This window comes from Bacillus sp. FSL R5-0512, from assembly GCF_038593295.1.
Taxonomy (GTDB): Bacteria; Bacillota; Bacilli; order Bacillales; family Bacillaceae; genus Bacillus; species Bacillus safensis.
In genome coordinates, this window is sequence record NZ_CP151982.1 from 1,089,029 (window position 1) to 1,102,550 (window position 13,522).

Annotated in this window: 14 protein-coding genes; 12 read left to right on the plus strand and 2 right to left on the minus strand. The window is 42.0% G+C overall.

The window, feature by feature from the left end:
- Window positions 1–9: 9 nt before the first annotated feature.
- The 8 genes from argJ to NSQ25_RS05475 all read left to right on the plus strand — a co-directional run bounded on the left by argJ (window position 10) and on the right by NSQ25_RS05475 (window position 10,033).
- Window positions 10–1,230 (plus strand): bifunctional ornithine acetyltransferase/N-acetylglutamate synthase, encoded by a 1,221-nt coding sequence (gene argJ, locus NSQ25_RS05440; RefSeq protein WP_326136588.1) that lies wholly within the window; start codon window positions 10–12, stop codon window positions 1,228–1,230.
- A 14-nt stretch (window positions 1,231–1,244) separates the two neighbouring features.
- Window positions 1,245–2,021: an acetylglutamate kinase gene (argB, locus tag NSQ25_RS05445; protein ID WP_025093396.1), complete on the plus strand. Its 777-nt coding sequence runs from the start codon at window positions 1,245–1,247 to the stop codon at window positions 2,019–2,021.
- Window positions 2,018–3,169 (plus strand): acetylornithine transaminase, encoded by a 1,152-nt coding sequence (locus NSQ25_RS05450; protein WP_326136587.1) that lies wholly within the window; start codon window positions 2,018–2,020, stop codon window positions 3,167–3,169. The genes argB and NSQ25_RS05450 overlap by 4 nt, the downstream gene beginning before the upstream one ends.
- Before the next feature lie 71 nt (window positions 3,170–3,240).
- The gene (locus NSQ25_RS05455; RefSeq protein ID WP_024425061.1) at window positions 3,241–4,302 is read left to right on the plus strand and encodes a carbamoyl phosphate synthase small subunit; all 1,062 of its coding nucleotides are present in this window, start codon (window positions 3,241–3,243) and stop codon (window positions 4,300–4,302) included.
- Window positions 4,295–7,375, plus strand: a complete 3,081-nt coding sequence (locus NSQ25_RS05460) for a carbamoyl phosphate synthase large subunit (protein WP_065214222.1) — start codon at window positions 4,295–4,297, stop codon at window positions 7,373–7,375. The genes NSQ25_RS05455 and NSQ25_RS05460 overlap by 8 nt, the downstream gene beginning before the upstream one ends.
- Window positions 7,372–8,322: an ornithine carbamoyltransferase gene (gene argF, locus NSQ25_RS05465; RefSeq protein WP_211042916.1), complete on the plus strand. Its 951-nt coding sequence runs from the start codon at window positions 7,372–7,374 to the stop codon at window positions 8,320–8,322. The genes NSQ25_RS05460 and argF overlap by 4 nt, the downstream gene beginning before the upstream one ends.
- A gap of 102 nt (window positions 8,323–8,424) precedes the next feature.
- The gene (locus NSQ25_RS05470; protein WP_008348517.1) at window positions 8,425–8,604 is read left to right on the plus strand and encodes a YjzC family protein; all 180 of its coding nucleotides are present in this window, start codon (window positions 8,425–8,427) and stop codon (window positions 8,602–8,604) included.
- Between the two features lie 163 nt (window positions 8,605–8,767).
- Window positions 8,768–10,033 (plus strand): MFS transporter, encoded by a 1,266-nt coding sequence (locus NSQ25_RS05475; protein WP_041117120.1) that lies wholly within the window; start codon window positions 8,768–8,770, stop codon window positions 10,031–10,033.
- A gap of 112 nt (window positions 10,034–10,145) precedes the next feature.
- Here the strand turns inward: NSQ25_RS05475 and NSQ25_RS05480 are convergent, their stop codons facing one another.
- Window positions 10,146–10,340 (minus strand): YjzD family protein, encoded by a 195-nt coding sequence (locus tag NSQ25_RS05480; RefSeq protein WP_003211779.1) that lies wholly within the window; start codon window positions 10,338–10,340, stop codon window positions 10,146–10,148.
- Between the two features lie 212 nt (window positions 10,341–10,552).
- Here NSQ25_RS05480 and NSQ25_RS05485 point away from each other — a divergent pair, with 212 nt between their 5' ends.
- The 4 genes from NSQ25_RS05485 to NSQ25_RS05500 all read left to right on the plus strand — a co-directional run bounded on the left by NSQ25_RS05485 (window position 10,553) and on the right by NSQ25_RS05500 (window position 13,203).
- Window positions 10,553–11,293 (plus strand): hypothetical protein, encoded by a 741-nt coding sequence (locus tag NSQ25_RS05485; protein ID WP_024425057.1) that lies wholly within the window; start codon window positions 10,553–10,555, stop codon window positions 11,291–11,293.
- Window positions 11,294–11,366: 73 nt separating this feature from the next.
- Window positions 11,367–11,942, plus strand: a complete 576-nt coding sequence (locus tag NSQ25_RS05490; protein ID WP_268421564.1) for a nad binding enzyme — start codon at window positions 11,367–11,369, stop codon at window positions 11,940–11,942.
- 91 nt (window positions 11,943–12,033) lie between these two features.
- Window positions 12,034–12,996 (plus strand): BMP family ABC transporter substrate-binding protein, encoded by a 963-nt coding sequence (locus NSQ25_RS05495; protein WP_326136664.1) that lies wholly within the window; start codon window positions 12,034–12,036, stop codon window positions 12,994–12,996.
- Window positions 12,997–13,005: 9 nt separating this feature from the next.
- Window positions 13,006–13,203 (plus strand): ComZ family protein, encoded by a 198-nt coding sequence (locus tag NSQ25_RS05500; RefSeq protein WP_034282083.1) that lies wholly within the window; start codon window positions 13,006–13,008, stop codon window positions 13,201–13,203.
- Between the two features lie 9 nt (window positions 13,204–13,212).
- On the opposite strand, the gene NSQ25_RS05505 is transcribed toward NSQ25_RS05500, so the two are convergent.
- Window positions 13,213–13,446 (minus strand): hypothetical protein, encoded by a 234-nt coding sequence (locus NSQ25_RS05505; RefSeq protein ID WP_034282082.1) that lies wholly within the window; start codon window positions 13,444–13,446, stop codon window positions 13,213–13,215.
- Window positions 13,447–13,522: the final 76 nt, after the last annotated feature.

The window sequence follows — 13,522 nt, forward strand, 5'->3', positions numbered from 1 at the left end:
ACAACAAACATGATCGAATTGAATGAAAAAAGCATTGTCAAAATAGACGGTGACGTATCATCACCAAAAGGCTTTGAAGCGAAGGGGATTCACATTGGCTTGCGCTATTCAAAAAAAGACCTTGGCCTCATCGTCAGCGAAGTACCAGCAGCAAGTGCAGCGGTCTACACACAAAGTCACTTTCAAGCTGCGCCTCTCAAAGTCACACAACAAAGCTTAAAAAAGACAGGACAATTAAAAGGTGTCATTGTCAATAGTGCTATCGCCAATGCATGTACTGGTGAGCAGGGATTAAAAGATGCATACGACATGCAGGCAGCCTGTGCAGATATGTTAGGTGTAGCACCTGATTACATTGCTGTTTCTTCTACTGGTGTCATTGGAGAATGTCTGGAGATGGATAAAATTAAAAAGGGCATCGCCGAGTTAAAAGAAGCAAAAGCCGAAAAAGGCCATTTTGAAGAAGCGATCTTAACGACAGATACTGTCATTAAAAATACAGCATACACTCTTACGATAGACGAAAAAGAGATTATCATTTCAGGAGCAGCAAAAGGATCTGGCATGATTCACCCGAACATGGCGACAATGCTTGGCTTTGTCACAACAGATGCAAATGTTGAACAGGAAGCCTTACAGCAAGCGCTTCGTGACATTACGGATGTGACCTTTAATCAAATTACCGTCGACGGAGAAACTTCGACAAACGATATGGTGCTCGTGATGGCAAATGGCATGGCAGAAAACGATGCACTAAATGAAGAGCATCCAGAATGGCCATTGTTTAAAGAAGGATTAAAACTAGCTTGTGAGGATTTAGCCAAAGAGATTGCGAGAGATGGAGAAGGCGCAACCAAATTAATTGAAGCGAAAGTCGCTGGTGCTAAAAATAACTTGGAAGCCGGCATCATTGCGAAAAAAATCGTTGGTTCAAGTCTTGTTAAAACTGCCGTATATGGTACGGATGCCAACTGGGGCCGAATCGTTGGTGCCATTGGTCATAGCGCAGCTTCCGTCACACCGGAAGAGGTAGAAGTCTATTTAGGCGGTCAATGTTTGTTCAAACACAATGAACCACAGCCATTCTCAGAAGAGGAAGCAAAAGCATACCTAGAGCAGGATGAGATTACGATTTTCATTCAAATGAGTGAGGGGAATGGTGATGCAGCAGCATGGGGCTGTGACCTTACCTATGATTATGTGAAAATTAACGCGAGCTATCGCACATAAAGAAGGAGATAGACATGAATAAAACGATCGTGTTCAAGTGTGGAGGCAGTGTCATTCGAGAACTTTCAGATACCTTTTATGAAAATGTCCGCTCACTTCAAGCCGCTGGATTTAAACTGGCTATCGTGCATGGCGGAGGACCTGAAATCACCGACATGCTGCAAAAATTAGAAGTGAAAACAGAATTTGTTGACGGGCAGCGTAAAACAACGAAGCCTGTGTTAGAGGTAGCCGAAATGGTTCTCTCGGGAACGGTCAATAAATACTTTGTGTCAGAGCTCGCAAAGCATGATATTTCATCTGTCGGCGTATCCGGTAAAGATGGGCAGATGCTTGTCGCCGATTTCCTTGATCAAGACGTTTACGGGTACGTTGGTGAAATCAAAGAAGTTCATCCAGAAATGGCAGAAGCACTCATGGAAAAACAATTCATTCCTGTGATTGCGCCGCTGTCTATGACGGAAGAATGCCAAACCTTAAATGTGAATGCCGATTTAGCAGCATCAGCTGTCGCCGGAGCCATGAAGGCTGATAAGCTTATGTTTGTTACAGATGTTGAAGGCATTTTAAAAAATGGTGAACTATTAGATGTCGTCACCGAACAAGAAGCCCTTTCACTCATTGATGAAGGCATTATTTCCGGGGGAATGATTCCAAAAGTACAATCCGCATTGAGTGCTTTATCAGGTGATGTGGATGAAGTGATGATCGTAAATGGCAAAGGCAGTATCTTTACAGGAGAAACCTTTAAAGGAACAAGAATTGTGAAACAAAAGGAGGCGGTCCTGTGAGTCATCTCTTTCAAACTTATGGACGGTGGAATGTTGAAATTAAAGAGGCAGCAGGTTCTTGGGCAGTCGATACAAATGGAAAAAAATATTTAGACTTTATACAAGGCATTGCGGTTACAAATTTAGGCCACAATCACCCAAAGGTCAATGAAGCCATTAAGGAACAGCTTGACCACGTCTGGCATGTATCAAATCTATTTGAAAATGGACTGCAAGAAAAAGCAGCAGAAAAGCTGGCAGAAAACAGTTCAGGGGATCTCGTGTTTTTCTGCAATAGCGGGGCAGAGGCAAATGAAGGTGCCATTAAATTAGCACGTAAGGCGACAGGAAAAACAAATATCATTACATTTTTGCACTCTTTCCATGGGCGCACGTATGCTGGTATGGCTGCCACCGGTCAAGATAAAATCAAAACTGGCTTTGGTCCTATGCTAGAAGGCTTTCACTACGTACCGTTTAATGATCCAGACGCTATGTCAGCGTGTGAAGTCGATGATGTGGCAGCGGTGATGCTGGAGGTTGTGCAAGGTGAAGGTGGAGTGAATCCAGCGACACCAGAATTTCTAGAAGCCGTTCAAGCATTTTGCAAAAAGCATGAAGCACTGCTGATTGTAGATGAAATCCAAACCGGCATCGGTCGAACAGGAACAGCATTTGCGTACGAAGAGACGTGTCTTGACCCTGATATTATCACTTCGGCAAAAGGGTTAGGAAGCGGCTTTCCAGTTGGTGCAGTCATAGGGAAAAAAGCTCTAGGAGATGCATTCTCGCCAGGTTCACATGGTACAACATTTGGTGGAAATATGCTTGCCATGGCGGCTGTGAATGCGACACTCGATGTCATTTTCAAAGAAGAGTTTCTTTCAGAAGTGAAAGAAAAGGGTGATTACCTGTTAGAAAAGCTGCAAAATGTCAAACAGCTGAATATCGTAAAAGAAGTGCGGGGAAAAGGATTGATGGCAGGTATTGAATGTGATCAGCCAGTCGCCGGCTATATCACAGCTCTTAGAGAACAAGGGCTGCTGGTGCTTCCAGCTGGTCCGAATGTCATTCGTTTATTACCTCCGCTGAATGTGAAGAAAGCAGAGCTGGATCAAGCGATCGAAACAATTGTTCAAGTATTAGCCAATAAAACAGTTTCGGTGTAAATTTTTTTTACAAACAAACGTATAAAAATGCATTTATATCATTAATTATTCAATTTTGGGGTGACATAAGCATGAAGGGTTATTTAAATTTAGAAGATGGAGCCTCTTTTGAAGGAGATCTGACAGGAGAAGCTGGCATCACAGGTGAAGTGGTCTTTTTTACAGGTATGACAGGTTATCAAGAGGTGCTCACAGATCCTTCCTATAAAGGTCAAATCATTGTTTTCACTTATCCGCTGATCGGAAATTACGGCATTAACCATGAAGACTTTGAGAGCAAGAAGCCTCAAGTAAAAGCGGTAGTTGTTTACGAGGCAGCAGAGCATTTTTCACATCATCTTGCAGCGGTCAGCTTAAAAGATTATTTACAAAAGTGGAATATCCCGCTTCTGACACATACAGATACGCGCGCAGTTGTGCAAAACATCCGGGCAAATGGAACGATGAACGCTGTGCTCAGTGTAGACGAAAACGAAACACCGCCTGCAATGAAACAAGACAATGTCGTCGCACAGGTGACAGATAGTGAGATTTACACACAAGGCAGCGGTGAGGAACATGTGGCGCTCATTGATTTTGGCTTTAAAAAATCAATTGCAGATTCGCTTGCAGCGCGCGGCTGTAAAGTAACCGTCATTCCATATAAACAAATGGAAAAGGTATTTGAGATCAAGCCGGATGCGATCCTCTTGTCAAACGGACCTGGAGACCCGAAAACCATGACACCGTATTTAAAAACAATTCATGACATCATGATGTCATTTCCGACACTTGGGATCTGCCTAGGTCACCAATTAATCGCTCTTGCACTTGGCGGAGATACGTATAAGCTGCCATTTGGCCACAGGGGAGCGAATCATCCTGTCCAGGATACAGAATCCAAACGTGTCTTTATGACAAGTCAGAACCATAGCTATGTTGTGAATGAAAAAAGCATGAATGACAAAGAAGTGGATGTGAAATTCCTTCATGTCAATGATGGATCTGTAGAAGGATTCATTCATAAAGAAAAGCTGATTATGTCAGTTCAATTTCATCCAGAAGCACACCCAGGGCCTGCTGAAAGTGAATGGGTATTCGATGATTTTATTGAGAAAGTGAAACAAGCAAGGAGAGAAGTCGCACATGCCTAAAGATCAAAGCATACAAACCATTCTAGTCATCGGGTCTGGTCCAATCATCATTGGTCAGGCAGCAGAATTTGATTACTCAGGAACACAAGGATGTATGGCCTTAAAAGAAGAAGGCTACAAAGTCATCTTAGTGAATAATAACCCAGCAACCATTATGACAGACGAGTCATTTGCTGATGAAATCTATTTTGAACCGCTTTCAGTTGATTCAGTGACAAGAATTATTGAAAAGGAAAAACCAGATGGTCTTTTAGCCAACCTTGGCGGACAGACGGCTTTAAACCTTGCTGTCGAGTTAGAAAAAGCCGGTGTGCTGAAAAAGCATGGGGTGACCCTGCTCGGAACGTCAGTTGAAACCATTGAAAACGGTGAAGATCGAGAGAAATTCCGTGCTCTCATGAAGCATTTGAACGAACCTGTGCCAGATAGTGAAATTGTGGATAATGCGGTTGATGCTCTTCAATTTGCAAAAGAAGTCGGCTTCCCAGTCATCCTAAGACCAGCATACACACTTGGCGGTAAAGGCGGCGGAATCGCTCTAACAGAGGAGGCGTTTAAGCCGCTCATTGAAGGAGCTCTTTTAGCGAGTCCGATTCACCAGTGTTTAGTTGAAAAAAGCATAGCTGGCTTTAAAGAAGTCGAATATGAGGTCATGAGAGACCGTCAAAATACGTGTATCACGGTATGCAACATGGAAAATATCGATCCAGTTGGTGTGCATACAGGAGACTCGATTGTCGTTGCACCTTCCCAAACATTAACGGATCAGGATTATCAAATGCTCCGTTCTGCAAGCCTGAAAATCATTTCAGCGCTGGATGTAGTCGGCGGCTGCAACATTCAATTTGCCCTTGATCCACTCAGTAAAGAATACTTTGTCATTGAGGTGAATCCTCGGGTCAGCCGTTCTTCTGCTCTTGCATCAAAAGCAACAGGCTATCCGATTGCGAAAATGGCAGCTAAGCTTGCGGTGGGTTATACGCTAGACGAATTGAAAAACCCGCTTACAGGTACAACCTATGCTAGTTTTGAGCCGGCACTCGATTATGTTGTCGTGAAATTCCCGCGCTGGCCGTTTGACAAATTTAAACAGGCAGACCGTCAATTAGGCACAAAAATGAAGGCGACTGGTGAAGTCATGGCGATTGATCGGAATTTAGAGTCAGCCATTCAAAAAGCAGTTGCATCACTTGAAATTAAAACGAAGGGCTTCCATCTGCCAGAACTGAAAGAGCAATCGACAGAACTTTTATTTGAACTTATCAAAACACCAGACGATCGCCGGTTTTTCGCTGTTATGGAGCTTCTTTCAAGACAAGAAACGGTTGAAACGATTCATCAAACGACGAAAATCGATCGATTCTTCTTACATGTGTTCCAGAATATGATTACGCTCGAACAAGAATTGAAAGATCATAAGGGGACGCTATCAAAAGATACCTTGAAAAAGGTAAAGGAAAAGGGTTTCCTTGATGAAACGATTGCTCTTCTTACGGGTCACACGGAAGAGTCAATCAGGCAGCTTCGTCAAGAATACGGCATTGCTGCTTCATTTAAAATTGTCGACACATGTGCGGCGGAATTTGATGCTAAAACGAATTACTTCTATTCCACCTACTTCGGCAAAAGCGATGGTGAACATCAAGAAAAAACAAAGCAGCGTGCACTCATCATTGGCTCTGGTCCGATTCGAATCGGGCAGGGGGTCGAGTTTGATTATAGCGCTGTTCATGGCGTTCTGACCTTGCAAAAGCTTGGATTTGAAACCATCATGATGAACAACAATCCAGAAACAGTCAGTACTGATTATGAGATTGCAGATCGTTTATATTTTGAGCCGATTACATTAGAGCACATCCTAAACGTTGTGGAAGCAGAACAAATTGATTTTGTCATTGTCCAATTTGGCGGACAGACTGCGATTAACGTCGCAGAAGGCTTAGAAAAAGCCGGTGTCACATTGTTAGGTACGTCCTTTGATACGCTGGATGCACTTGAAGACCGCGATTTATTCTATCAGCTTCTTGATGAACTGAATCTTCCTCACGCAAAAGGAGATACGGCTCATTCAAAAGAAGAAGCACTCGTACATGCGAAAAGCATCGGTTACCCTGTATTAATTCGCCCATCATATGTCATTGGCGGAATGGGAATGATCGTTGTTCAGTCAGAAGCACATTTGGCATCACTGCTTGATCAGCCAGATCATTTGCCATACCCAATCTTAATTGATGAGTATGTCACGGGAAAAGAAATTGAAGTCGATCTTATTTCTGACGGAAAAAAGGCGTTCATTCCAACCATCGTAGAACATATTGAGAAAGCGGGCGTGCACTCAGGTGACAGTTTTGCCATTTTACCAAGTATCTCAATCAGTGAAGACATCAAACAGCAGGTGCATACCGCGTCTGAACAAATAGCGAAGAAATTATCATTCAAGGGCATTATGAATATCCAATTTGTCATCAAAGGGGATCAGGCGCTTGTATTAGAAGTGAATCCGCGGGCAAGCCGGACTGTACCAGTCGTCAGTAAGGTAATGGGCATTGATATGATCCCAATGGCCACTCAATTATTAGCTGGTGCATCGCTTGAAGAACTAAACCCTGCAACGAAAAACAAAGGGGGGACAGCGGTCAAATTCCCAGTGTTCTCATCACATGCCATTCAAGATATCGACCTCAAGCTGACACCTGAAATGAAAGCGACAGGAGAAGGAATGTGTGTAGGCAAGAACGCCGAAAGCGCCTTGAAAAAAGTATTTGCGCCGATCTGGAAGCAAAAAGGAAGCCTTTTTATACAAGGCAGCGAGCAATTGATAGATGAAGCGAAGCATGCAGGCTTTGACGTCTGGACTGGCAGCTTTGAATCTTGGCTGCAGAATGAAGATAAATCCCTTCATATTCATTTAGGAGAAGATGAAGAGGCAAAAGAGCAGCGTGTAAAAGCACTCACACACGGCGTTCAAGTCCTAACCGAATATGAAACAGTTCAAGCATTCCTGCAAGGAAAAAATGGAGATGTATCACCAGTATCGCTCCATGAATTATATAAAAAGGAAGTGACGGCATGAGTCAAGTCGACGTGCAACCGGCATTATACGGAAAAGACTTTTTATCATTAAAAGATTTCTCAATCCATGAGATTGCATATTTAATTGAAAAAGCGGAAGAAATGAAACAAAACCCATATCAAGATTTATTCAAAGGAAAAACGTTAGCGATGATCTTTGAAAAATCTTCAACTAGAACCCGTGTCTCGTTTGAAGCGGGGATGACGCAGCTAGGAGGACATGCGCTCTTCCTCAGCTCAAATGATTTGCAAATTGGCAGAGGAGAAACCATCAGTGATACAGCGCAGGTGCTGTCTGGTTATGTCGACGGTATTATGATTCGAACCTTTGAACATGAGAAGGTTGAAGAGCTTGCACAATACGCGTCTATTCCAGTCATTAATGGATTAACCGACTACTCACATCCATGTCAGGCGCTTGCTGATTTATTAACCATTAAAGAAACAAAAGGTACTTTAAAAGGAATCAAAGTGGCCTATATCGGTGACGGAAATAACGTGGCGCACTCCTTGATGGTCGGCTGTGCGCAGCTAGGCTGTGACATTGCGGTTGCATCACCAAAAGGCTATGAACCACTTCAAGAAGTCACAGACACTGCCCGTGAGTTTGCAAAACAATCAGGGGCAGAAGTGACCGTGACAACAGATCCTGTTGCAGCTGTAAAAGATGCAGATGTTATTTATTCAGATGTGTTTACAAGCATGGGGCAGGAAGCAGAAACAGAGAAACGTCTTGCTGAATTTAAAGAATATCAAGTCAATAACGAACTGATGAGTCATGCAGCAAAGGATTATATTTTCCTTCATTGTCTCCCGGCACATCGCGGGGAAGAAGTGACGGCAGATATTATTGACGGGCCGCACTCAAAAGTATTTCAACAGGCAGAAAACCGCCTGCATGTGCAAAAAGCGTTAATGAAAGAACTTATGTATCAAACATCCAAATAAATCCAAGTGTCCCTGACTCGTATGAGCAGGGACTTTTTGCATAAAGGATTGGAGAGGCAAGGGACGGGACATAATAACATCAATCGAGAAAGGAGGATGAAAATGGGTCAGCAGCATCAGTTTAAATCAGGGAATAAAGCACCGAATAATGGTGTGTATATCGAGATCGGTGAAACTGGCAGTATGGTGAAAGATCCTTTAAAGATTAAGCTTAAAGCAGGCGACGTCTTTCCTGATAACTCGAACCATAATCGTGTTTGGACCTACCAAAGAAAGCCGTAAGCAATTGACTAAGAGTCAGCAGGAATAAGACTTTAGAGGCATGTGTCATGCCTCTTTTTTCTTTATAATAAAAAACAATTAAGTTCAAATTTTCAAATAAATAGTATGAAAAAAAGAGAACTTAAGGTAAAATATGTAATATATTGTTGAAAGGATTTGTGTGATGGAAAAGATGAATCTCAGTGAAAGTGTTTGGAATAAACGCTTCACCTCATTATTCATATCAAGACTCATTAAAAACACAGGGGAAAGTTTTGCTTTTACATCCGTCCTTTGGCTATTGATTTTAAGAGGGGATGGAGCGCTCGGTACAGGACTTCTTCTAGCAGTAACGGTTCTCCCTTCATCTTTGTTAGCCCCAATTTTAGGACCTCTTATGAAAAAGCACCATTTGTCTAAATGGATGTTCGCTTCAGATGTTGTTCGAGCAACAATTGTACTCATTATTCCACTTCTGCACTTTTCGCATCTATTGCCTCTATGGTTATTGATTTCATTAATGGTTATTCAATCGGCAACAGGTGCAGCATATAATCCAGCTTCGGTGGCGATCTTACCGCAGATTGTTCCAAAGCATCTCATTCAAAAAGCAAATGCAATCCTGCAATCTTCTTTTGAGATTGTTGCACTTGCAGCAGTCATGGTAGCTGGTCTTTTGGTTAAATTAATTGGACCTGCAGATACTCTGCTGATCACCACTGCTTTATTTGTGATTTCTGGTCTGTTTATTATCGGGGTCAAACTAAAGAAAACCGATGAAGAAAAAGCAGCGGGCATTAAACAAGCGAAGAATACATATTTGTATAACTTAAAAAGAGGGTTTCTCGTTGTCAAAAACCATCACATTTTATTTGCGCTCACGCTGTATTGTATCTTAATGAATGTCGCAGCAGCTCCGTGGCAGGCACTGTCAGCGGTATACGTAGCAGAAGCGCTGCAAAGCGACTCCATGGTGTATTCCATTTTAAGAGGTGTTGCCGCAGTTGGCGCGTTTATGATGGGCTTTGCTCTGGCAAAGGTGAAAATTAAGAGATTTGGTTTGTTCTTTATTGTCGCTGGCATGATTGAAGGGGCTGCATTCTTTATGACAGGGATGAGTACATGGCTGCCGGTTGTTCTGCTTGCTTCCTTTATTTTCGGAGCTGCTGTCAGTGCGATCAATGTGCCGGAAATGGTCATTATTCAAACATCTGTTGACCAAGAGGATCAGCCGCAAGTATATGCTGTGATCAATGCCTCATCAAATGTCTTTCTCCCGCTTGCAGCTGTCGTATCAGGCGTCCTGGCAGAAAGATTTGGAGCGGGACCTGTCATTGCTGGCGGAGGAATCCTTGAAATTTTATCAGGTATCGCGATCTTCCTGTTTACAGGGCTTGCGAAAAGCCATTTGACTCAAGACAAACAGAAGTCCGAAACCGTCGAGGTATAAACAATAAAAACCCCCTGTATGTTTAAGGCAGGGGGTTTTAGCGTGCCGCAATCACTCTGAAAAGAAAGAAAAAAGAGCTAAACATCAATTTAGCTCTTTTTCACAAGTCATATTAAGAATGTTTTGTTGAACTTTCCGTTTCTTTCATTGGACTTACTTCAGCAAAGATGAATAAAATAACCGTAAACACAACTGCAAGAATGGAAGTGAGCGTAAAATCATAAGCAGCTCCATTCATAGAGGCAACGATGTAACCAGCCATATGTGTCAGCAGAAAAGTCCAAATGAGGGTGATAATATAATGCATAATCCCACCGTCCTTTATGTAACAATCTATTGATTATCATACCATAGATGCAAGTGAAGGGAAAAGACTGTTTTCCGCCTTTATGTGACCATTTTAAGACCTTCTGCTATAAAAATAAAAAGAATTCTTCTGTCTTTAGGGGATTTCCTTATTCCTACAAGAGTTGTTGTTCATATCATAGAAAGCAGAATCACTGAAAGGAGGCTGGCCATATGGGTGTAAGCGAACGTTTTTTCCAGCTTGGTTCCCAGTGGAACATCATTCACCTTCCTCAAAAACCAAATGGCTTTGGCATTCTAATCCTCGGTGACCGAAATCACTTTGTGCAGGAAAATACATCATTCTGGCTTCAGCATTATGGAAGAAACCAGCTTTTAACTGCCTTAAAGGATGAAGGATATACATTGTTTAATAGTCATCTTCATGGGAATCACTGGGGATGCGAAGATGCTGTTTTTAGTGCCAAGCAGCTCGTGCATCACACACTAAAACAAGAAATATTAAACCGGGAAATTCATGTGCTCGCAGAGGGAATGGGTGCACTTGTTGCTATGAGCCTTGCTGAGGAGATGCCTGAAGTACTAAGGTCCATTGCGATGGTGAATCCATGTCTGAATCTGGATGCACAACGAGAAAGAGAAAAGGAACACAAATTCTTTTATAAGCAGCTGCTCAAAGAGTTAGCAGAGAGCTATGGCTGTTCTGAAAAGGAAGCTGAAACGTATCCACTGCCTTCTTGTCCTGTTCATTCTGCTCATGTACCGATTCATATATGGCAAAGGCTAAACGGCGCACCTTATGCATATGAACTTCACGCAAAGCCTTTTATTGATCAGCATATGAAAAATCCAGAACATTGTCAGGTCGATCTCACGCTGCATATGTTTGATCATCCGAGAAGAATCTTTCAATCCATTCACAAGTTTTATAAATCGCATGAAAGAGAATTGTGATGAATAGGATGATAACAGCCCTTCATAGAAAGGGCTCTTCTTTTTATTCGATATTAAAAAAGGGGACGTGAACATGGAAACAGGACTGATCATAGGGGCAGATGAGTTTTTTGGCCTGACACTTTGTGAATATATGATGAAAGAGGGCATTCAAGTGGATATCACGCGTCCTCATGATCTTAAAGAAGAACAAAAGGCACTGTTAGAAGAGCGGATGATGTGGCTGGGCAGAAATGATCTCGTTCGTGTCATTGACCTTCAGGATAGCAAAGACACGTATGACCTCATTTTTATTCAATCAGAGGAACCGCATAACAGGCAGAAAGACATCAAAGCAGAGCATGGCATGTACCAGATTCTTTATGAAAAACCTGAAAACGAATCAGCGAAACAGAATGTGCCGGCAGTTATTCTTCCTCGCATGTTCGGACCATGGACACTCAATGAAGATCAAACAAAGCGTGCAGATTCACTTTTTGTAGAAGATGTGGCAAAGGAATTGTTACAATGGGCTTCGGACACAGGTCAAAGACAGGACATGACGTATGAATTGAAGGTAGAAAGCCAAACAGATGACAAACAAGCAGAAGACATGATTGTAGAATGGAAAAGACAAAACTCAACATTTTTCGACAAAAAGCAAGAATGATCTTCCATCTTATCTTTTTTCAGTATAAAATAAACCTATATTTAACATACAGGTTCATCACTGCATGTTGCAAAAGGGAGTTGAACATGGCATGAAGTACCAGCGGCTTGTCATGATCTTTTCGTTCCTTCTTCTATTAACTGCCTGCTCGCAGGCGCCTTTAAAAGGAAAAATTGAGAAGGTGGGTTTACTCGTCCCCGATACGATCAATGATCAAGTTTGGGGAACGAAAGGTTATAAAGGCTTATTAAGTATCCAATCAACATTTGGTGTAGATGTTTATTATAAGGAAGGAATGGTCGACAAGGAGAAAATCGTTGATGCCATTGAAGAATTCCATAAAAAAGGAGTCAATTTAATTATTGGCCATGGCAATGAATACAGTGAAATTTTTAACTTGATCAGTGAAGATTATCCAAACATACAATTTATTACGGTCAATGGAAACAAGCCTCAGGCGGGCAATGTCACAAACGTGACGTTTAAAGGTGAAGCGATGGGCTTTTTCGGAGGCATGACAGCTGCACATATGTCAAAAACAAAAAAGATTGGTATTCTTGCTACATATGATTGGCAAAGTGAAGTAGACGGCTTTATCAAAGGAGCAAAATATCAAGATGAACATGTACAAGTATTAGCAGAGTTTGTCGAAAACTGGGATGATGCTGACAAAGCGGTGGAGCTCTATCAAAAATTAAAAAAACAGGGCGTTGATGTTTTGTATCCAGCAGGTGATGGTTATAATATCCCTGTCATTGAACAAATCAAAGCCGATAATTTATCAGCGATCGGATACGTCACCGATCAATCCAACCTCGGCAGCCATACAGTTTTAACGAGCACTGTACAGCATGTTGATAAGGCGTACAGTATCATTGCAAAGAAGTTTAATGAAGGCAAGCTAAATGAACAAGATGAGTACTCCTTTGATTTTAAAGAAGGAGTGGTCGAGATGGGGAAATTTAGCTCCACCATTGACGACGCTTTTGTGAAAGACATTGAAAGTGATATTGCGTCTTACAAAAAAACCGGAAAACTGCCAAATGAAAAGTGAGGAGACGACATGCAGCACGAAAAATCGATGGAATTTTTACAAATTGCCATGAAGTATTTTCCGCAGGCGAAGGAAGAGTTAGATAAAGCAGGGATTCAGCTTGACCCTGAAGCACTTCAGCCGCTTCTAACATTATTTACATCTGTCATGCAGGAAGCATACGAGCTTGGAAAAGCAGATGCAGAATCAGAAAAAGCCACAGAATAGTGGCTTTTTTTATGATAATTTTTTCTTGAAGGCACTAATCATAGGGCCAACATCTTTAAACACAGGCTTCAGCTCATCAATGGAGTTCATAATGTTCCCAATTTGATTCATGACATGCATGTAGTCAATTGAATCCTCACTTGAAGATGTCTCCGCACGTTCCTCCTTTGCCTCTGTCTTGCTTTTCTCCTTCTCAATCGGCTGTCCAAACATCATTGCTGAGAAAATATCTTTTTGTGCCATATCACATGTTCCTTTCTACTATTGGTATATATCATTAATCTATGAAAAAAGTGAGAGGAAAGGTTAGACGTTTGTA